Here is an 18983-nt window from a genome sequence, read left to right as displayed (position 1 = left end):
ATCCTCGACCTTCTATACCGTGGCACGGTCACGGGTGGTCGCTTCCTCGACACCGGGCCGTCCCGCGACCACGTCGCGTACGCGTTCGATACGGGGGGTTTGCTGTGACCATGGAATCGCCGACGACCGGCCGGCCCGATGTTGGTGAGGCTGGCGCGCAGCCGAAGATCGACACGTCGGTGCCGCACTCGGCGCGGATCTGGAACTACTGGCTCGGTGGCAAGGACAACTTCGCGGTCGACCGCGAGGCCGGGGACCAGTATCGCCAGGTCTTCCCCGGCGTGGTCGACGTGGCCCGGGCCTCCCGGCAGTTCCTGGTCCGCTCGATCAGGTTCCTCGCCGCCGACGCGGGCATCCGCCAGTTCCTCGACGTCGGCACCGGGTTGCCGACCGCCAACAACACCCACGAGGTGGCCCAACGGATCGCGCCGGACGCGCGGATCGTCTACGTCGACAGCGACCCGCTGGTGCTGGTGCACGCCCGTGCGTTGCTGGTGGGCACGGCCGAGGGTCGGACCGCCTACATCGACGGCGACCTGCACGATCCGGCCGCGGTCATCGCCGAGGCCGGCAAGACGCTCGACTTCGCGCAGCCGATCGGTCTCATCCTCAGTGGCGTCATGGGCCACGTGCCCGACTACGAGGCGGCCCGTTCGATCACCCGTGAGCTGGTGGCGGCGTTGCCGAGCGGCAGCTACCTCTCCCTGAACGACGGCACGAGCCTGATCAGTGCCGAGATGCAGCAGGCACAGGACGACTACAACGACAGCGGTGCGGCCTCGTACACTCTGCGCTCGCCCGGCGAGATCGCCGGCTTCTTCGACGGCCTGGAGCTGGTCGAGCCCGGCGTCGTGCCGTGCCCGCAGTGGCGGCCGGACGACGCGGTCGACACGCCCGCCGACATCGACGCCTTCGGCGGGGTGGGTCGCAAGCGCTGACGCTGTCTCCCGGCGGCCCTGCCCGGCCGACCTCCAGGCCCCGCCTGAGCTATCAAGATCATCGCCCTCTGATCCGGCGCAGCCCGCTCACCAGGGGATGACACCCCGAGCGTCAAAGAACCCGCCGCTGGGACCGTCCGGACCGATCTGGGCCATCCGTACGATGATCTCCGCTCCCTGCTCAATGGTCTGGTGACCGGCGTGAAAGTTGAGATCGGTGGCGGTGAAACCGGGATCCACGGCGTTGATCCGCATACCGGGGTACGCCTTGGCGTATTGGACGGTCAGCATGCTGACGGCTGCCTTGGACGCCGGATAGGGGATGTCGGGATAAAAGTGCGCCGGGCTCTCGGGGTTGCTGAGTTCGCGCATGAGAGACGCCCCGCTGCCGACGTTGACCACGACTGGCGAGGCGGAGCGTTCCAGCAACGGCAGGAACGCGTGCAGCATTCGAATGTGCCCGAACACATTGGTTTCGAACACCCGACGAGCGAGGTCAGCGGTGACCTCGGCGGCCGGAATGAAACCCCCGTCGGCCTGGCGCGGTTCGATGCCGGCGTTGTTGACCAAGACGTCCAGCCCGCCCTCGGCCTCCACCTTCTCCGCGGCCGCTACCACTGAGGCGTCGTCGGTCACGTCCACCAGGATGAAGCTGGCGCCGAGTTCGTTGGCGGCTCGGCGCCCACGATCGGCGTCGCGCGCACCCGCGTACACCTTGTGCCCGCCGGCCACGAGCTGTCGGGCAGTCTCGAAGCCCAGGCCCTTGTTAGCGCCGGTGATCAGGATGGTCGCCACCGTTAACTCCCGTGGTTGCAGTGACAGCTGAACGTGATGCCCTCGGCAACGCACTGGTTGCCGATTGGATCGTGTCATCCCGGCCGCGCGTCAGACTGCATTTGTCCGAGGATGCCCACTGGCGGCCACATCCTGGTACCGACCGGCGTCCCCGGTGCGACTTTCCACCATGGCGACGTCCGTCACCCGCTCCAAGGAATTCGGCCCGAAGACGATTCGCCCACTGCCGGCGCAGTGCTAGAGAACGCCGGACAGGTACTCGCGGCGACGGTGCGGTTCGAACTTCTCGATCGCGTACCGCAGCATGACCCGCGGCATGACCCGGTAGCGGCGGGCGAGGAACTCCTCCTCCGCCGCCCTGTCCCGGTTGCCCACCTCGCGCAGCATCCAGCCCACCGCCTTCCGGACGAGGTCGTGCTGGTCGTGCAGGAGCCGGTCGCCGAGTCGGAAGGTCCACTCGAAGTCACCGGCCTTGATGAAGGCGAAGGTCGCCATGATGGCGATGCGCCGGTCCCACACGAGGCTCGAGTCGGCCAACCGGTCCAGGACGCCGCGGTCCCGGTCGATCAGCCAGGGGCCGACGATGTACGGCGCGGACGAGTCCACCAGGTCCCAGTTGTTGATGTGGCCGGTGTTGGCCAGGACAGTGTCGAAGACCCGGCCCCGTTCCCGCTCGTCGCCCTTGGCGAACTTCCGCACCAGGATGAGCAGCGCGGTCAGTCGCTCCTCGTGCGCGCCGTCGGTGAGCAGCGTCGTCGCCTCGGCCAGCGAGAGGTCGCGCCAGAACCGGGCGGCCACCGTGCGCTGGTCGGGCACGGAGACACCGAGGGCCCGGTCGCCCTCGCCGTACCCGCCGGGCACCATCTGGAGGAACCGGCTCGACGCCTCGGCTCGACGTGGGTCGGCGAGGCCGGCGAGTTCCCGACGCACGTCGACGCTGGTGGCCATGACCGACCACGCTACCGCCGGTCAGCCGTCCCGGGCGGCCTGGGCGGCGGCGGAGAAGGTTCAGCTGACGAGCTGGCAGGAGCCTGGGTTATACGGTGGGTTCATCCATCCCTGGTCGAGCCGGAACGCAGGCCGCCCGTCCCTCGCCAGGGTGTGAGTGGGTGATTCAGGGGGTAGGACCACGACTGCTGACAACCGCCCCGGAGCGGAGCTGCCGGGCATCTGACGAGGTGCCGGCAATGCCGGAACTTGCCAATCCGGCGGACGCCGATCGAGGAGGGCGCACTGCGATGACGCAGCCGACGATGGATCCCGCCGACGCGATGGCCGAGCTGGGCCGGGTCAGACTCGACGAGGTCAGCCTCGACGACATGCTGGCCCGGATCGCCGAACTCGCCAAGGGGAGCATTCCCGGGACGAGGGAGGTGACGGTCACTCTGGTCCGGGATCGGGTCGGTTGGACCGGGGCATTCACCGGCGAGCTGGCCCGTCAGTTGGACGAGTGGCAGTACGAGCAGAACCGTGGCCCCTGCCTGGATGCCTCCGCCAGCGGCGACACCATCTCCGTACCGGACATGGCCACCGAAGAGCGCTGGCCGACCTGGGCGGAGACCGCTCGCGCCGCCGGGGTGCGGAGTTCCCTCTCCATCGGGCTTCCCATCCAGGGGTCGGTGGTGGGTGCGCTCAACGTCTACAGCGATTCGGTGCACGCATTCGACCTGTCCTCGATCGCCAGCGCGCAGGGTTTCGCCGCGTACGCGGCGGTGGCTCTGGCCAACGCGCACCTGTACGAGAACGCCGCCACGCAGGCGGCGCAGATGCAGGAGGCGATGCGGAGCCGGGCGGTGATCGAGCAGGCCAAGGGAATCATCATGGGGGGCCGGCGGTGCTCGCCGGAGGAGGCGTTCGCGCTGCTGTCGAAGATCTCGCAGGACACCAACCGGAAGGTGCGCGAGGTCGCGGAGACCCTGGTCGCCCAGGCAGCGGAGAAAACTCAGGGGTGAGTGTCGCCCTGACTGTCAGCGGCATTCGACAGGGCCGCCCGCACGAGGCGGGCGGCCCTGTCGGCAGGTCGCACGGACGGCGACTGCCCGGCTGATGCCAGTCAGCTCTCCGAAGGCTTGTGTACGGCGTCGCGTACCCGGTCGATGACCGCCAGCACCGGTCCGGCGGCGAGGTTGCCCTTCGCGGACTGGGCGCTGGGGTGTGGCCGCGTCGGCGCGGACGCCTCCGCCGCCCGGACGGCCGTGGCGAGGCTTCGAAGCCGGTCGACCGGAACGTGCTGGCGAAGCTGGGGGAACTCGTAGCGCTCCTCGTGCCGGGCGTGCAGCAGCACGGCGTCGCGCAGCAGGACGATGCCGGTGTCGAAGCCGTCGGCGTCGACGCCACCCTCGATCAAGGTTTGCAGGGTCTCCTTCGCCTGCCGTTCCTCGTCGAGCCGGTCGTCGACCATCGCGTCACCACCCCCACCCGGCAACGTCCGGGCGAGCGGGTGGACGACCTCCTCCTCGGCGGTCTCGTGCGCGGCGAGGAGCTTGACGAGGTCGTCGAAGGCGTCCCGTCGGGTGTCGCCGGTGCCGCCGATGACCAGCAGGAAGAGTTGCTCGATCTGGGCGTGCTGGGCGAGTAGCAGGTCGACCACGTCCTCCTCGGGGCCGGGGGTGGCCGGGGCGTCGGTGTCAGGCATGGCTGCCTCCTTCGGCGCGAAGCGTCTCGATCGGGTGCGGGCCCTCGGTCTCGATGCGGTACTCGTCGCCGAAGCGTTCCCGGTGCATGGCGATGACCTGCTCGCTCGGCGGCTGCTGGCCGTCGTGCAGCTGCTGCTGCATCCACTCGAAGCGCTCGTGCGCCTCGCGGACGTAGCCCTCACCGAGTTTCGTCAGGTCGATCTGGGTGGCCAACAGGTGGCGCAGGTAGTCCTTGTTGGGCTCGAAGGTCAGCGGCTCGGGAAGGCCGACACTGCCGACGACCTCCTCCGGCTCCCGGCCGTCGTGCCGACGCAGCAGGTCGGCGGCCTGCTGGAGGTGCGCCAACTCCATCTGCAGGTGCAGCTCCCAGACCGCCTTGATCCGAGGGTCGCTCTCCTGCTGCAGGAAGGAGTAGTAGAGCCAGCACTCGTTGTACTCATGGGTGAGTAGCCGCTCCCACCAGTTCTCGCCCGGGTCCAGCAGTGACTCGTAGTGGGTGACGTGCTCCTGCTCGATCAGGCTGATCTCCTGGTAGAGCTGACGCGCGATCGGTTCCATGTACTGCGGGCCGACGTTCATGTAGTAGAACATCACCTGCTGCTCGGCTGAGAGGATCGTCAGCGCGTGCAGCTTCGAGCGCGGGTCCACCGAGTTGCGGTCGTACGGGGTGCGGACCTCGTCGAAGGGATGCCGGTGCTCCTGGACCGTCGGTCGGCCGGGCATGACCTCGGTGAGCCCGTCGACGATCTTCTCCGCCTTGCGTCGCTCGACCATCTCGTAGAGGTTGGCGTAGCGGTACAGGTGGTCGAAGTCCTCCAGCACACCGAACTCGTACGCCTGCTTGAGATAGGGGTCGGGTTCGTGGCGGGCCACCCAGGCAGTGAGGTCGACGGCCACCTGCTCGTAGCCGAGCGTCGTCTCCAGCACGCTGGCGACGCCGGGAAGCAGCCAGTTCACCACCCGCTGCTGCTGACTCTCCACGTACCGGACGTAGGCGAGCTGTCGGCGGACCTCCTGGTCGGGGCAGTTCCGGGCGAACTGGTGCTGGAAGTTGATCGCCTCGATCTCGATGCCGTTCATCGTGATGATCCGGCACCGGGTGTACGGGTCGACCGCCTCCGGGTCGATCGGATCGACGTTCAGCTCACGCCAGTTACGGATCTGGTTCTCGAGTGGGATTCCTTTGTGGTCGAGCGGATTGAACATGCCTCTCCTTCATTGGGGGGATGGTGGCCGTGCCGCCTAGGGTCGAGCAGCGACGGAGGAGCCGAGGGGTTGACGTGTCCGTGCCGCGCGGCGGGGGCGTCGCGGAGCCACGTCGCTTCTTCGAGGGAGCCGTCGCGGCACGGCGAGGGCTGACCATTGGAGGGCGCATGTCTTGACCCGATCGCCCGGTACCCACCCCGAACGGTGGCAAACAAGGCAGTCGTCCCGAACGCGGTCCGATGACGATTTGCGGGTGTGGGTGCCGGACCGGTGGGTAGGGCTGAGCCATGCTGAAGCGAGCGGTGTGGCAGGGAGTGGTGGCGGGTCTGGCCGGGGCGGTGGTGATGACGGCCGCCGAGAAGATCGAACAGCGGGTGACCGGACGGCCCGACTCCTACGTGCCGGCTCGGGTTCTGGCCAGGCTGACTGGCCTGCCGGAATCCTCCGGGCAGCAGCCCCGGTGGCAGAACCTGGCGATGCACTACGGCCAGGGCGCGCTGGTCGGCGTGCTACGCAGCGTCATGGCGCAGGCCGGGCTGCGCGGCGCCTGGGCGTCAACGATGTTCACCGCGGTGCGCCTGACCAACGACCAGATCCTGGAGAACGCCACAGGCGTGGGGGCGCCCCCGCCAACCTGGCCCCGCCCCGAACTCGCCATCGACGTGTTGCACAAGTCCATCTACGCGTTCGCCACCGGAGCGGTGGCCGACGCGCTCGCCGCCCGCGACGGAGCGGGCCCCGGGCAGCGGCACGCGGCGCTCCGTCCCGGTCGCCACGCAGACGTCGGTCCGCTGCCCCGGGCAGCAGCACGTCGGGCCTAGCCGCGCGGAGGAACTGCCGACGGCCAGGAAGCCGCGTGCGGGGCCGCGGCGTGTTTAGCTGCACGGATGATCACACCCGTTCCCCTCGGTACGTGGCCGACGCCGCTGGAGGCCGCACCCCGGCTCGCCGCCCGGCTGGGGCTGGGCGAACTCTGGTTCAAGCGTGACGATCTCAACGGCCTCGGCGGGGGCGGCAACAAGATCCGCAAGCTCCAGTACACCTGCGCGCAGGCGATCACCGACGGCGCCACCACGGTCATCACCTCGGGGGCGCCGCAGAGCAACCACGCCCGGCTCACCGCCGCCGCGACCGCGCGGCTCGGCCTCTCCTGCGTGCTGGTGCTCGCCGGCGCGCCCCCGGAGAACCGGCGCGGGAACCTGCTGCTCGACGAGCTCGCCGGAGCGGAGATCGTCTGGAGCGGAGACCGTCCGCTCGCCGAGGTCGTGGCGGTCGAGGCGGAGCGACGATCGGCGTACGTCATCCCGTTCGGTGGCACCTCACCCGCGTCGACCCAGGGCTATGTGGACTGCGGTCGGGAGCTGCGAGCCCAGCTGCCCACCATCGACGGGGTCGAGGTCGTGACGGCGCTCGGCTCCGGCGGGACGATGGCCGGCCTGGTGCGGGAGTTGGGCGCGGAGCGGGTGATCGGCGTGGATGTCGGCGCTCTGCCGGACCCTCGGGCGACCGTCGCCGGGATGCTCGTCGGCGAGGTCGAGCCGGAGGCGCTGCGGATCGACGGCACCCAGGTGGGTGCCGGGTACCGGACGCTTACCGACGCCGTCCGGGTGGCGCTGGAGGTGACCGCGCGTACGGAGGGGGTCTTCCTGGATCCGACGTACACCGGTCGGGCGATGGCGGCGCTGCTGGCCGGCAGCTTTCCGCGCGGCGACCGGGTCGTCTTTCTGCACACCGGCGGGTTGCCGGGACTTTTCGGCCACCCCGAGTTGTAGGGGCACCGGCCGGCCACGCACGGCGAGGGCACCCGCCCCGGCGACCGGTCAGGACACCGAGGGCTGAGCTGGCATGTGCCGGCGCCAACCGGGTACGCCGCCGTGGCCCCGGGGGCCGGCGGAAGGCCCAGGCTGACCGCTTTTCACGCAGCCGAGGAGCACCGACATGCGCATGGCAGGGCGGGCCCGACTCACACCGACGGTCTCCCTGGTGCTGCTGGCGTCGATCCTGGTGTCGTTCCTGGCCGCCTCGGCCGCCCCGACCCCGCTCTACGGGCTGTACCAGGAACGCTGGCACTTCTCGCCGGTCACCACCACCGTGGTGTTCGCCGTCTACGCGCTCGCGGTGCTGGCGTCGCTGCTCACGTTCGGCAGGTTGTCCGACCACGTCGGTCGACGGCCGGTGCTGGCCGTCGCGATCGCGGTGCAGATGCTCGCGCTTGTCGTCTTCATCGTCGCCAACGGTGTCGCGGCCCTGCTGGTCGCCCGCCTCGTGCAGGGGCTGGCTGCCGGCGCCGCCACCGGCGCCGTGGGCGCCGCCATGCTCGACATCGACCGGGCCCGGGGCACGCTCGCGAACTCCATCGCCCCCGGTATCGGAACCGGGAGCGGTGCGCTGCTCTCGGCGCTGCTCATCCAGTTCCTGCCCGCGCCGACGCGACTGGTGTACGTCGTACTCCTCGTGATCCTGCTGGTCCAGGCGGTCGGGGTCGCGCTGATGCCGGAGACGGTCACCCCGATGGCCGGAGCCCGACGCAGCCTACGGCCGGACGTCACGCTGCCCCGCTCGGTGCGCCAGCCGGTCCTGGTCGTCGTCCCGGTGCTCTTCGCGGTCTGGGCACTGGCCGGGTTCTTCGGCGCGCTCGGCCCGGCGCTCGTCCGCAGTCTCATGAACACCTCGATCGTGATCGGCGGTCTGGTCCTCTTCGTCTTCGCCGTGTTCGGGTCGATCGCCGTGCTGGTACAACGCAACACCGCCGCGCGGACCGTGATCCTGACCGGCATCGTCGCGCTCATCCTCGGCATGATCGTCACGTTGGTGGCGGTCATGGCGCAGTCCATCCCGGGCTTCTTCGTCGGCCTCGCGCTCGGCGGCGTCGGTTTCGGCAGCGGCTTCCAGGGCAGCCTCAAGACGGTCATGCCGCTGGTCGAGGCACACCAACGCGCCAGCGTGCTGTCCGTGCTCTACGTCGTCAGCTACGTCGGCTTCGGTCTTCCCACGGTGATCGCCGGCTTCCTCGTGGTCTACGCCGGCGGCCTGCCGCGGACCGCCGACGAGTATTCCGTCGCCGTGATCCTCCTGGCCCTGGTCGCCCTGTTGGGGGTGCGCAGGGCCACCAGGATGGCGCCGGGCTGATGCCGGCAAGCCGGCGCTGAGCACTGACCCAAACAGCAGCGTGATGATCAGAAAGGAGGGGCGATGAGCCCGAAGGTGGCCCAGGGCGACGCGACTGCGACGTCGCGCATCGAGAGCCTCGACGTCAAGCTTGAGGTGATCGTCATTCCGGTGTCGGATGTCGACCGGGCGAAGGCGTTCTACGAACGGCTCGGGTGGCGGCTCGACCAGACCCCGCCCGGCATCGTCCAGTTGACGCCGCACGGCTCCGCGTGCTCCGTGCAGTTCGGCCCCGGGCTCACGCCGGCGGCCCCCGGCTCGGCCATGGCGTACCTGATCGTGTCCGACATCGAGGCGGCCCGCGACACCCTCGTCGCCGCCGGTGTCGAGGTCGGCGACGTCTTCCACGTCAGCCCGGACGGCCCGGTCGACGGGCCGGACCCGCAGCGGCGCAGCTACTTCTCGCGCGCCAGTTTGCGCGACCCGGACGGCAACACCTGGCTGATGCAGGAGATCACGACCCGCCTTCCCGGACGTATCGAGGGTGGCCTGACGTCGTTCGGCTCCACGAGCGACCTGGCGAGCGCGCTTCGGCGCGCCGCCGCCGCACACGGTGAGCACGAGAAACGGACGGGCGAGCATGACGACAACTGGCCGGACTGGTACGCGGCGTACATGGTGAGCGAGCAGTCGGGGGCCAAGCCGCCCGAGTGAGCCCCGCCGACGGGTCGGACATCTGCTGATCGACGTGCTGCCGGTGAGTCATCACGATGACTCACCGGCAGCACCGTGTACGCGAGTTCCACACCGAGCACCGGCGCTGGGATTCCATGCAGTGGACGATTCCTTGTGGATACCCCACCAAAGCTGTAGGAATAGTAGGTCATAGTGATCGGGAGAAGCCGTGACCGTTGTTTCCGCAGTACAGACCGTGGCCGCCGACAACGGCGCCGCACCACCGACACGCCCGCCGCGCGCGCAGCGGCGCGCCGGCTGGTGGCGACGCGTCGCGCTCCGCGCCGTCTCCCTCCTGGCCCTGCTGGCGCTGTGGCAGCTCCTCGCCGTGCTCACCGACAACCCCACGTTCATACCGTCACCGGGGGCGGTGTGGGACCGCCTGGTGCAGACCTCCACCACCCACGACGGCGTTCGCGGCTACAGCGGTCACCTGCTGGTCGAGCACCTTGGCGTCAGTCTGCGCCGCATCCTGATCGGCTCGGTGGTGGGCGTGGCGGCCGGGCTGGTGCTCGGCCTGGTGATGGGCACCGTCGCCTGGGTGCGGGTCGCGACCGAGCCGGTCGTCACCTTCGTCCGCGCGCTGCCACCACTGGCGTACTTCAGCTTGTTCATCATCTGGTTCGGCATCGACGAGACGCCGAAACTGTGGCTGCTGTCCATCGCCGCGCTGCCCCCGGTCGCGGTCGCCACCGCCTCCGCCGTCAAGGCCGCACCCGCCACCCTCGTCGAAGCGGCCAGGGCGTTGGGCGGTGGCCGTTGGGCGGTCACCCGCGACGTGGTGCTGCCGCACGCGCTGCCGGAGATCTTCACCGGCATCCGGCTCGCCGTGGGCATCGCGTACTCGTCGGTGGTCGCCGCCGAGACCATCAACGGCGTACCGGGCATCGGCGGCATGGTCCGCGACGCGCAACGGTACTCGCAGACCGACGTGGTGGTGCTCGGGCTGTTCGCCATCGGCCTGTCCGGCCTCCTCATCGACGCGCTGCTGCGCACCGCGGAGGACCGGCTCGTCCCCTGGCGCGGTCGAAGCTGACCCGTGCTCTCCACCCCTCTCAGAAATGGGCGTCCCGTGCGTAGACCGATCACCAGAATCCTCATCGCGACCGCTCTGCTCGCCGCCGCGGTACCACTCGCGGCGTGCGGCGACGGCGCCGCCAGCGGCGGTGGCGATCCGCAGCGTAAGAGTCTCCGACTCGCCTACCAGGCGTTCCCGAGCGGCGACCTGATCGTGAAGAACCAGCAACTGCTGGAGAAGGCACTACCGGATTACAAGATCACCTGGACCAAGTTCGACTCCGGCGCGAGCATCAACACCGCGTTCGCGGCCGGCAGTGTGGATATCGCCGCGATCGGCTCCAGCCCGGTCGCCCGGGGTCTGTCGGCGCCACTGAACCTGCCCTACAAGGTGGCCTTCGTCCTCGACGTCGCGGGCGACAACGAGGCGCTGGTGGCCCGCAACGGCGCCGACGTCGCCAGCATCACCGACCTGCGGGGCAAGAAGATCGGCACCCCGTTCGCGTCGACCGCGCACTTCAGTCTGCTCGCCGCCCTGGAGCGGGCCGGGGTGAAGGAGAGCGAGGTGACCCTTGTCGACCTGGAGCCGCAGGACATCCTCGCCGCCTGGACCCGCGGTGACCTCGACGCCGCGTACTCCTGGCTGCCGTCGCTCGACGAGCTGAAGAAGACCGGGAAGGTGCTCCTGAGCAGCCGGGAGTTGGCCACCGCCGGCAAGCCCACCCTGGATCTCGGCGTGGTCTCCACCGCGTTCGCCGACGCGCACCCGGAGGCTGTCGACGCGTGGCGCAAGGCCGAGGCGCAGGCCCTCGACCTCATCGCCAGCGACCCCACCGCCGCGGCGACCGCCGTGGGCCGTGAGCTGAACCTGGACACCGCCGCGGCGCAGCACCAGTTGAGTCAGGGCGTGTTCCTCAAGCCCGCGGACCTGGCCAGCCCGGAGTGGCTGGGCTCGCCGGAGAAGGTCGGCGCGCTCGCCGAGAACCTGTACAACGCGGCGGTCTTCCTCAAGGCGCAGAAGAAGATCGACGCGATCCCGGACCGTTCGGTGTTCGAGGCCGCCATCTACACCAGGGGGCTGCCGAATGTCCTCCAACCCTGACGCCGCGGTCGAGGTCCGCGACGTCACCCACACGTACGGGAGCGGGTCGGCGGCGGTCACCGCCCTCGGCCCGGTCGACCTCCGCGTACCGCCGGGTGCCTTCCTGGTGATCGTGGGCGCCTCTGGCTGCGGCAAGACGACGCTGCTGCGGCTGATTGCCGGTTTCGAGCGGCCGACGTCCGGCACGGTGACCGCGGCCGGCCTGCCACCGGTGCCGGGACGTAACGCGGGCCTGGTCTTCCAGCAACCACGGCTGCTGCCGTGGAAGACGGTCGGCGGCAATGTCGGGCTGGCGTTGCGCTACGCCGGTGTCTCCCGCCCGGAGCGGTCCCGTCGGGTGTCCGCTCTGCTGGACCGGGTCGGCCTGCCGCACGTCGCGCACCGGCGCACCTGGCAGCTCTCCGGCGGCCAGCAGCAGCGGGTGGCCATCGCGCGGGCACTGGCCGTGGACAACCCGTTGCTGCTGCTCGACGAGCCGTTCGCGGCCCTCGACGCGCTGACCCGGGAGAGGTTGCAGGAGGACCTGCGCCAGGTCAGCGCGGAGTCCAGCCGTACCTGTGTGTTCGTCACGCACAGCGTGGACGAGGCCGTGTTCCTCGGCAGCCGGGTGATCGTCCTGACCCGCCGGCCCGGTCGGGTGGCCCTCGACCTCGACGTCGATCTGCCCCGCACCGGCGTCGAACCCGACGAGTTGCGGGGCTCACCGGAGTACGCGGCGCTGCGCGCCACCATCGGCCACGCCGTACGCGCCGCCGCCGCCTGAAACGAAAGGCACCGTCATGACCGACACCCTCGTGAAACTGGCACTGGAACCACTCGGGCCGCACTTCGGGGCCGAGGTGAGAAACCTGGACCTGCACGGCGCGACCGACGCGGAACTCGCCGCGATACGGGCGACGTTGGTGCAGCGCAAGGTGCTGTTCTTCGCCGACCAACGCCTCGACGACGACGGCCAGGTGCGCCTCGGTCGCCGGCTCGGCGAGCTGACCGCCTCGCATCCCGTGGTCGGCGGCGTTGACGAGAAACACCCCGAGGTGTACGCGCTGGACAGCGCGGACAACGGTTTCGCCGACGTGTGGCACACCGACGTGACCTTCGTCGCCCGGCCACCGCTCGGCTCGATCCTGCGCGCGGTGACGCTGCCACCCACCGGTGGCGACACCACCTGGGCGGACAGTCAACTCGCGTACGACTCGCTCGCCGAGCCGGTGCGACGGCTGGTGGACCAGTTGGTCGCCGTGCACGACGGCAACCGCGAGTTCGGCTACTACCTCGCGCAGCGCCGTGGCGGTCGGGGCAACGTCTGGGAGGGCGAGGTGGTCACCCGACTGGACCCGGTGGAGCACCCGGTCGTGCGCGTCCACCCGGAGACCGGTCGCAAGGGCATCTTCGTCAACCCCGGCTTCACCTCGCACATCGTCGGCGTGTCAGAGGCCGAGAGCCGGGCGATCCTGGATCTTCTCTACGCCCACCTCACCAAGCCGGAGCACCTGGTGCGACACCGGTGGCGGCCCGGCGACGTGGTGATGTGGGACAACCGCAGCACCGCGCACTACGCCAACCGTGACTACGGCGGCGCGCGTCGGGTCGTACACCGGATCACCCTGCGCGGCGACCGCCCGCAGGGCCCGGTCGATCCGTGGCGTGGCGCGGTGGCCTGACCGCTGGCGGTCAGCGCAGTCCGCGGATGAGGTTGTCGACCAGGGTGCGGGCGAAGTCCTCGGTGAGCGGCAGGTCGGCGATGAGAAGCCGGTGGTAGCAGGCGCCCCAGAGCTGGTCGACGACGGATTCGGGGTCGATGTCGGCGCGTAGCTGCCCACGGGCCATGGCCCGGGTGAGGGTCTCGACGGCGAGGGCCCGACGAGGGCCGGAGTAGCGCTCGCGGTAGGCGGCGGCCAGTTCCGGGTCGGTCTGCGCCTGCCCGATGAGCTGGCTGATGACCCGCCCGGCGGTGGTGTCCCGCACGAGGTGGACGAAGGCGACGAGCTGGTTGGTCAGGTCGGCGACGATGTCGGCGGTGTCGGCGAAGGCCAGGGTGGGCGCGACGACTGTGAAGTAGCCGTCCAGGGCGAGGGCTCCCTTGGACGGCCACCACTTGTAGATGGTCATCCGGCTGGCTCCGGCGTGGGCCGCGACCTTCTCGATGGTGAAACCGGCCATGCCCTCGGCCAGCAGGAGTTCACCGGCGGCCGTGAGGATCTCCGCGCGTACCTGGTCGGCGGGGCGACGGCCGCGACCACGGCGCACTGGCGTCTGGGGATCCGGCGTGAGCTCGGCCACTGGTCCTCCCGGTGATATGGACACGCTGTCTACTTGCTGGTTATATGGACACAGCGTACACAGCGGTGCCCGGACTCCACGAGACGCGCCGCGACGACGACCGAAGGAGACGAGGAACATGACGGGTCTACGACGGCGACGGTTGGGTGCCTCCGGGCCAGAGGTGTCGATTATCGGGCTCGGCGCGATGGGCATGTCCGACCTGTACGGGCCGGCCGACGAGGCGGAGAGCATCGCGACGCTGCACGCGGCGATCGACGCCGGTGTGAACCTGGTCGACACCGCGGACTTCTACGGGTCGGGTCACAACGAGCTGCTGATCGGCCGGGTGCTACGGGAGCGTCGCCGCGACGAGGTGGTGCTCAGCGTGAAGTTCGGCGCACGCCGTACCCCCGACGGCGGGTTCCAGGCGGCACCGTACGACGTGTCGGCGGCGGCGGTGAAGGACCGGCTGGCATACTCGCTGCGCCGGTTGGGCACCGACCACATCGACATCTACCGGCCGTCGCGGCTCAACCCGCAGGTGCCGATCGAGGAGACCGTGGGCGCGCTGCTCGAGATGCAGCAGGCCGGCTACATCCGGCACATCGGGCTCTCCGAGGTGGGCGCGGACAGCATCCGTCGGGCCGCGGCGGTGGCGCCGATCAGCGACGTCCAGATCGAGTACTCGCTGCTCTCCCGTGGTCCGGAGGCCACCATCCTGCCGGCGCTGCGGGAGCTGGGCATCGGGTTGACCGCCTACGGCGTGCTGTCCCGGGGTCTGCTCAGCGGCCACTGGTCGCCGGACCGTGAGCTGACCGGCACCGACTTCCGGGCGAACAGCCCACGGTTCCAGGGCGAGCACCTGACCGCCAACCTGCGCCTCGTGGACGCGCTCGGCCGCGTCGCGCAGCGGCTGGGGGCGACCACGAGTCAGGTGGCGATCGCCTGGGTGGCAGCGCAGGGCGAACAGATCGTGCCGCTTGTCGGTGCGCGGCGGCGGGACCGGCTGACCGAGTCGCTGGCCGCGGTCGACCTGGTGCTCGACCAGGACGCGTTGGACGAGATCGAGCGTGCCGTGCCGGCCGGCGCCGCCTCCGGCCAGCGGTACGCGACCCCGATGATGGCCCTGCTCGACAGCGAGAAGTGACCCCGACGGGCGGGCTCAGGAAGCTGCTCGCCAGACCCAGTTGCGGCGTTCGTAGAGCGGCACCAGCCCGGCCCGGCGCAGGTTGTTCAGCGACGGGTTCTGCTGACCGGGCGCGGGCTTGCCGGTCTCGGCGAACAGCCACCGGCACCCCGCCTCGGCGGCGGCTCGGGCGCGGGCGGCGATCAGCGCCGACTGCGCCCCGAGGCCGCGGTGACCGGAGGCCGTCGCGGCGGCGTTCAGCGACGCGGCCTCGCCGTGCAGGAACAGGTTGCCGCCCGCCACCAGCTCACCGTCGTTCCAGGCCGCGTAGGGTCGCCACGCTGGCCGGCCGACCGTCGCGGCCAGCATGTCGGTGAGCCCACCGGACGGCATGCCGAACCCGGCGAGCAGCACATCGGCCCAGCGTTGCGCCTCGGCGGCCGGCACCGGGGCGACGCGCAGGCGGGTCTGCGCCGCGGCGATGTCGCCGGGTCGGCCGGCGAGCTTGACCCAGGTGCTTCCCGGCTCAAGTCCGCGCGCGGCGGCTACCTCGTCGAAGCCTGCGGGCAGCACCGAGGAAACGAGCTGGAGGACAGCCTGGCCGACGCCGTGTTCCCGGTAGAAGTCGAGGACGTGATCCAGGGTCTGCGCGGTGAACGGCTCGGTGGTGCCGAAGCCGAGGGCCTTGCTCCAGTACCCGCCGGAGGGATCGTTGCGCATGGCGAGGGAGACACCGCCGCCGACGCGGGTGGTCGCGATCCCGAGATCGGAGTACGCGGGCCCGGGCGCCTGTGACTCGTAGGAGTACATGAACTCGCACTCCACGGCTTCGGCGAGCGGGGTCAGGTCGGCTGGCGCGGTCATTGGCCGATTATCGTCTGGCCCGTTCCCAGGCCCGCACCAGCTGCATCCGATTGTGGATGCCCAGCTTGTGGTATATGGAGCGGAGTTGGGTGTCCACCGTGTGGAAGGAGACGAAGAGGCTCCTGGCCGCCTCCTTCTTGGTGGCGCCGGCGGCGAGCATCTCGGCCACCCGCTCCTCGGCGGGCGTGAGCGCGCCGATGCCCCGGTGTGGCGGTTCGTCGAGCGACGGCCGGTGGCGCGGGGTGGCGGCGAGGTCGGCGCAGCGTCGGTCGGCGATCGCCTGGTCGCCTGGGGCGCCGATCCGGGCGTAGAGGGCAGCCGCCTCGTGCGCGGCGTCGCGCGCCTCGCCGGATCGCGCCCAGGGGCTGTTCGCGAGGTCGAGCAACGCGTCGGCCAGCGCCGGCCGCGCGGCGGTGGTGCGCAGCTGGTCGACCGCCGACCGGAGCGCGTCCGGGTCACCGTCGCGCAACCCTCGGCTCTGGTCGGCCAGTGCGTGCCACAGCGGCACCGGAGTGCGGGTGGACACCAGCTCGACCAGTTCGGTGACCCGGCGGGCGGCCCGGGTGTCGTCGGCGGCCACCGCCGCGCGTACGAGTCGGGGGCCGAAGTGCGGCACGGGCAGTAGTGACCGGACCGACCGGTGCAGGTCGGCGACGACCCTGGTGAGCAGGCCGGCCGGCGTGCTGAGGGCGGGGTCGCGAACCGCCACACAGAACGCGAAGGTCCACATCGTACGGTCGGGCCATCGATCCTCGGCGAGGCAGGCGCGAAGGATGGCGCGCGCGTCGTCGTGCTCGCCACGGCGGTAGCGGACCTCGCCGATCACCGCGACCAACAGGGCACGCACCTCCCTGCTGAGGTCCGCCGAGTCGGAGCTGAGCGTCGTGACGGCCAGCGCGGCCGCCTCGGGAAGCTCTCCCACGGCAACCATGCGCAGACAGTCCAGCGCGGTCAGCCCGGTGAGCGAAACGTCGGTCTCGTCGGGCGCCTGGCGGGTCGCGGCCCGCGCGTCCTGGTGCCGGCCCAGGCCGAGCTGCACGAGGATCCGTTCCGTCCGGATGGACGGGGCGTCGGCGCGTGCCGCCCAGGAGTCCGGGTCCAGGGCCGCCAGCACGGCCTGGGCGCCCGGTAGGTCACCGTGCGCGAGCGCGCGGGCGGCCCGGCCGAGGGCGAGGTGGCGAGCGGACGCCTGGTCGCCCGACGCGGCGTGCGCGGTGCCCGCGTCGCGGAGCAGGGCATCGGTGTCCGGATGTCCGGTGCGGGCCGCGATCGTGGCGACCAGGGCGAGCAGGGTGCCGCGGCTCCGGGCGTCCAGTCGGAGGTTCAGCGCCTGCCGCAGACCGGCGAGGGCGATGGTGGGCTGCTCCAGTGCCACCATCTGCGCCAGGCGCCCGAGCAGGAGGGCGCGGTGACGCTCCCCGCTGCGACTCGTGGCGATCTCGGCCGCCAGGACGTGGAGCGCCTCCATCCCGCGTCCGGCGAGCCGGAGCTGGTCCGCCGTGCCGAACAGCCGGTGGCGTCTCTGCTCGGCGTCGGCGGTGGTGTCGTCGGCCGGGAGCGTTCCGGCGTGGAAGGGTGATTCGGACAATGGCGTTCTCCCCGGTTGTTACCAGGCGCGTCGAAATGCCGTCCTGCGACCGAGCCTAGCCATGGCGGCCGGTACGGGCGACCAGATCGACGAACCGGCGGGATTGCGCCGAATGACCAACGCCGTCCGGGATTTGACGTCTGGTAATGGCGCGATCACGTGATGCGACGGTCGGTGTTCGGCACCGATGATCGAACCATGGCTCAGCTCACCCAACTTCCCGGTCTGCACCGGCTCCGGGTCGTACTGCTGATGTTCGTCCTCTATGCCGGCACCGGGGCGGGTGGTCACGTTCCGGCGTGGACCCGCCTGGTGCTGATGGCGATCGCGGCGGCGGTTCCGGTCGCGATCGCGGTCCAGTACGGCTGGCCCGGAGTGCGTGCCCTGCTGGGGGTCTCGTCCCGGCTACGGCTGCGGGGCGGATCCGTTCCCGCACCCAGTCCGATCCGACCCGAGTGAGGAGACAGCGATCATGGCGAACAGCGATCCCGAGCCGCGGCGCGGCGACCAGGGCGCCGCGCCCTTCGCGGGCCGTAACGTCGAGCTCGAACGGCAGAACCCGGACCTCCTGGTTCCGCCGACGACCGACAGCCGGCTGGTGCCCAACCTCAAGTTCTCGTTCTCCCAGGCGCACACCCGCGTGGAGAAGGGCGGCTGGACCCGGGAGGTCACCAGCCGTGACCTCCCGATCGCCAGTCAGTTGTCCGGCGTCCAGTTCGGTCTCGAGCCGGGCGCGTACCGGGAGATCCACTGGCACCAGCAGTCGGAGTGGGCGTACATGCTCAGCGGGAGCTGCCGGATCAGCGCCGTCGACCACGAGGGCCGCAACTTCATCGAGGACGTGAAGGCGGGCGACCTGTGGTTCTTTCCGCAGGGTGTGCCGCACAACATCCAGGCGTTGGAGGACGGCGCGCAGTTCCTGCTGGTCTTCGACGACGGCGCGTTCTCGGAGAACAACACGTTCCTGCTCAGCGACTTCTTCGCACACACCCCTCGACACGTCCTGGCCAAGAACTTCGGCTGGACGCTGGAACAGATGGAGAACCTGCCCGAGCGGGAGAAGTACATCTTCCAGGGCGACGTCCCACCGCCCCTGCAACAGGACCGGGTGGTCAGCCCGACCGGCGACATCCCGCGAAGCTTCAAGCACCGGATGCACGCGCAGACCCCGCAGCGTTTCCGCGGCGGAACGGTTCGAATCACCGACTCGACCAACTTCGCCGCCTCCGTGACCACCGCCGCGGCCCTGGTGGAGGTCGAGCCGGGAGGATTGCGCGAGTTGCACTGGCACCCGACCACCGACGAGTGGCAGTACTACATCTCCGGCACCGGGCGGATGGGCGTCTTCGCCTCGCAGGCCGCCGCCCGGACGTTCGACTTCCAGGCCGGCGACGTGGGTTATGTCCCCTTCGCGTACGGCCACTACATCGAAAACACCGGCGACGAGCCGCTGGTGTTCCTGGAGATGTTCCGCCATCCCCGGTTCGAGGACATCTCGGTGATGCAGTGGATGGCCAACACGCCCCACGAGGTCATCGCCGACACGATCAACGTGCAGAAGTCGATCGTGGACAGCCTGCCGAACACCAAGCAGGTCGTGATCTGA

Annotated in this window: 20 protein-coding genes; 13 read left to right on the top strand and 7 right to left on the bottom strand. The window is 70.3% G+C overall.

Annotation, left to right across the window (positions count from 1 at the left end; genetic code table 11):
- Window positions 1–110: 110 nt before the first annotated feature.
- The gene (locus ACFYL6_RS28870; protein WP_387176046.1) at window positions 111–938 is read left to right on the top strand and encodes an SAM-dependent methyltransferase; all 828 of its coding nucleotides are present in this window, start codon (window positions 111–113) and stop codon (window positions 936–938) included.
- 87 nt (window positions 939–1025) lie between these two features.
- On the opposite strand, the gene ACFYL6_RS28865 is transcribed toward ACFYL6_RS28870, so the two are convergent.
- Together ACFYL6_RS28865 and ACFYL6_RS28860 are read right to left on the bottom strand one after the other, a co-directional pair.
- Window positions 1026–1733, bottom strand: coding sequence for an SDR family NAD(P)-dependent oxidoreductase (locus ACFYL6_RS28865; protein WP_387176044.1), 708 nt, complete (start codon window positions 1731–1733; stop codon window positions 1026–1028).
- Window positions 1734–1970: 237 nt separating this feature from the next.
- Window positions 1971–2681: a DNA alkylation repair protein gene (locus ACFYL6_RS28860; protein WP_387176042.1), complete on the bottom strand. Its 711-nt coding sequence runs from the start codon at window positions 2679–2681 to the stop codon at window positions 1971–1973.
- A gap of 290 nt (window positions 2682–2971) precedes the next feature.
- On the opposite strand from ACFYL6_RS28860, the gene ACFYL6_RS28855 reads away from it, so the two are divergent.
- Window positions 2972–3685, top strand: a complete 714-nt coding sequence (locus ACFYL6_RS28855) for an ANTAR domain-containing protein (protein ID WP_387176039.1) — start codon at window positions 2972–2974, stop codon at window positions 3683–3685.
- Between the two features lie 101 nt (window positions 3686–3786).
- On the opposite strand, the gene ACFYL6_RS28850 is transcribed toward ACFYL6_RS28855, so the two are convergent.
- Window positions 3787–4368, bottom strand: coding sequence for a hemerythrin domain-containing protein (locus ACFYL6_RS28850; protein ID WP_387176037.1), 582 nt, complete (start codon window positions 4366–4368; stop codon window positions 3787–3789).
- Window positions 4361–5575 (bottom strand): hypothetical protein, encoded by a 1215-nt coding sequence (locus ACFYL6_RS28845; protein ID WP_387176035.1) that lies wholly within the window; start codon window positions 5573–5575, stop codon window positions 4361–4363. Before ACFYL6_RS28845 ends, ACFYL6_RS28850 begins: the two co-directional genes overlap by 8 nt.
- A gap of 287 nt (window positions 5576–5862) precedes the next feature.
- On the opposite strand from ACFYL6_RS28845, the gene ACFYL6_RS28840 reads away from it, so the two are divergent.
- From ACFYL6_RS28840 to ACFYL6_RS28805, 8 genes are all read left to right on the top strand, one after another.
- Window positions 5863–6396, top strand: coding sequence for a hypothetical protein (locus tag ACFYL6_RS28840; protein WP_238662680.1), 534 nt, complete (start codon window positions 5863–5865; stop codon window positions 6394–6396).
- A 66-nt stretch (window positions 6397–6462) separates the two neighbouring features.
- A complete protein-coding gene (locus tag ACFYL6_RS28835) occupies window positions 6463–7347 on the top strand; it encodes a pyridoxal-phosphate dependent enzyme (RefSeq protein WP_387176033.1) in 885 nt (294 codons plus the stop codon).
- Between the two features lie 166 nt (window positions 7348–7513).
- Complete coding sequence (locus tag ACFYL6_RS28830) at window positions 7514–8704, top strand: MFS transporter (RefSeq protein ID WP_387176031.1); 1191 nt, start codon at window positions 7514–7516, stop codon at window positions 8702–8704.
- Between the two features lie 63 nt (window positions 8705–8767).
- Complete coding sequence (locus tag ACFYL6_RS28825) at window positions 8768–9397, top strand: VOC family protein (protein ID WP_387176029.1); 630 nt, start codon at window positions 8768–8770, stop codon at window positions 9395–9397.
- Window positions 9398–9587: 190 nt separating this feature from the next.
- Complete coding sequence (locus ACFYL6_RS28820; protein ID WP_387176027.1) at window positions 9588–10454, top strand: ABC transporter permease; 867 nt, start codon at window positions 9588–9590, stop codon at window positions 10452–10454.
- A 36-nt stretch (window positions 10455–10490) separates the two neighbouring features.
- Window positions 10491–11537: an ABC transporter substrate-binding protein gene (locus ACFYL6_RS28815; RefSeq protein WP_387176024.1), complete on the top strand. Its 1047-nt coding sequence runs from the start codon at window positions 10491–10493 to the stop codon at window positions 11535–11537.
- Window positions 11521–12300: an ABC transporter ATP-binding protein gene (locus tag ACFYL6_RS28810; RefSeq protein WP_387176022.1), complete on the top strand. Its 780-nt coding sequence runs from the start codon at window positions 11521–11523 to the stop codon at window positions 12298–12300. Before ACFYL6_RS28815 ends, ACFYL6_RS28810 begins: the two co-directional genes overlap by 17 nt.
- A gap of 16 nt (window positions 12301–12316) precedes the next feature.
- Complete coding sequence (locus ACFYL6_RS28805; protein WP_387176020.1) at window positions 12317–13198, top strand: TauD/TfdA dioxygenase family protein; 882 nt, start codon at window positions 12317–12319, stop codon at window positions 13196–13198.
- Between the two features lie 10 nt (window positions 13199–13208).
- Here the strand turns inward: ACFYL6_RS28805 and ACFYL6_RS28800 are convergent, their stop codons facing one another.
- The gene (locus ACFYL6_RS28800) at window positions 13209–13817 is read right to left on the bottom strand and encodes a TetR/AcrR family transcriptional regulator (RefSeq protein ID WP_387176018.1); all 609 of its coding nucleotides are present in this window, start codon (window positions 13815–13817) and stop codon (window positions 13209–13211) included.
- A 118-nt stretch (window positions 13818–13935) separates the two neighbouring features.
- On the opposite strand from ACFYL6_RS28800, the gene ACFYL6_RS28795 reads away from it, so the two are divergent.
- Window positions 13936–14946, top strand: coding sequence for an aldo/keto reductase (locus tag ACFYL6_RS28795; protein ID WP_387176016.1), 1011 nt, complete (start codon window positions 13936–13938; stop codon window positions 14944–14946).
- Window positions 14947–14961: 15 nt separating this feature from the next.
- Here ACFYL6_RS28795 and ACFYL6_RS28790 read toward each other — a convergent pair whose 3' ends face one another.
- Both ACFYL6_RS28790 and ACFYL6_RS28785 read right to left on the bottom strand, forming a co-directional pair.
- Window positions 14962–15789, bottom strand: coding sequence for a GNAT family N-acetyltransferase (locus ACFYL6_RS28790; RefSeq protein ID WP_387176014.1), 828 nt, complete (start codon window positions 15787–15789; stop codon window positions 14962–14964).
- Window positions 15790–15796: 7 nt separating this feature from the next.
- The gene (locus ACFYL6_RS28785; protein WP_387176012.1) at window positions 15797–17377 is read right to left on the bottom strand and encodes a LuxR C-terminal-related transcriptional regulator; all 1581 of its coding nucleotides are present in this window, start codon (window positions 17375–17377) and stop codon (window positions 15797–15799) included.
- A gap of 198 nt (window positions 17378–17575) precedes the next feature.
- Between ACFYL6_RS28785 and ACFYL6_RS28780 the strand changes: the two genes are divergently transcribed.
- On the top strand, window positions 17576–17836 hold the full coding sequence (locus ACFYL6_RS28780) for a hypothetical protein (RefSeq protein ID WP_387176010.1): 261 nt from the start codon (window positions 17576–17578) through the stop codon (window positions 17834–17836).
- 13 nt (window positions 17837–17849) lie between these two features.
- Window positions 17850–18983, top strand: coding sequence for a cupin domain-containing protein (locus ACFYL6_RS28775; RefSeq protein WP_387176007.1), 1134 nt, complete (start codon window positions 17850–17852; stop codon window positions 18981–18983).

The organism is Micromonospora sp. NPDC007208, assembly GCF_042869175.1.
Classification (GTDB): Bacteria; Actinomycetota; Actinomycetes; order Mycobacteriales; family Micromonosporaceae; genus Micromonospora; species Micromonospora foliorum.
This window is presented reverse-complemented; position numbering and strand designations above follow the sequence as displayed.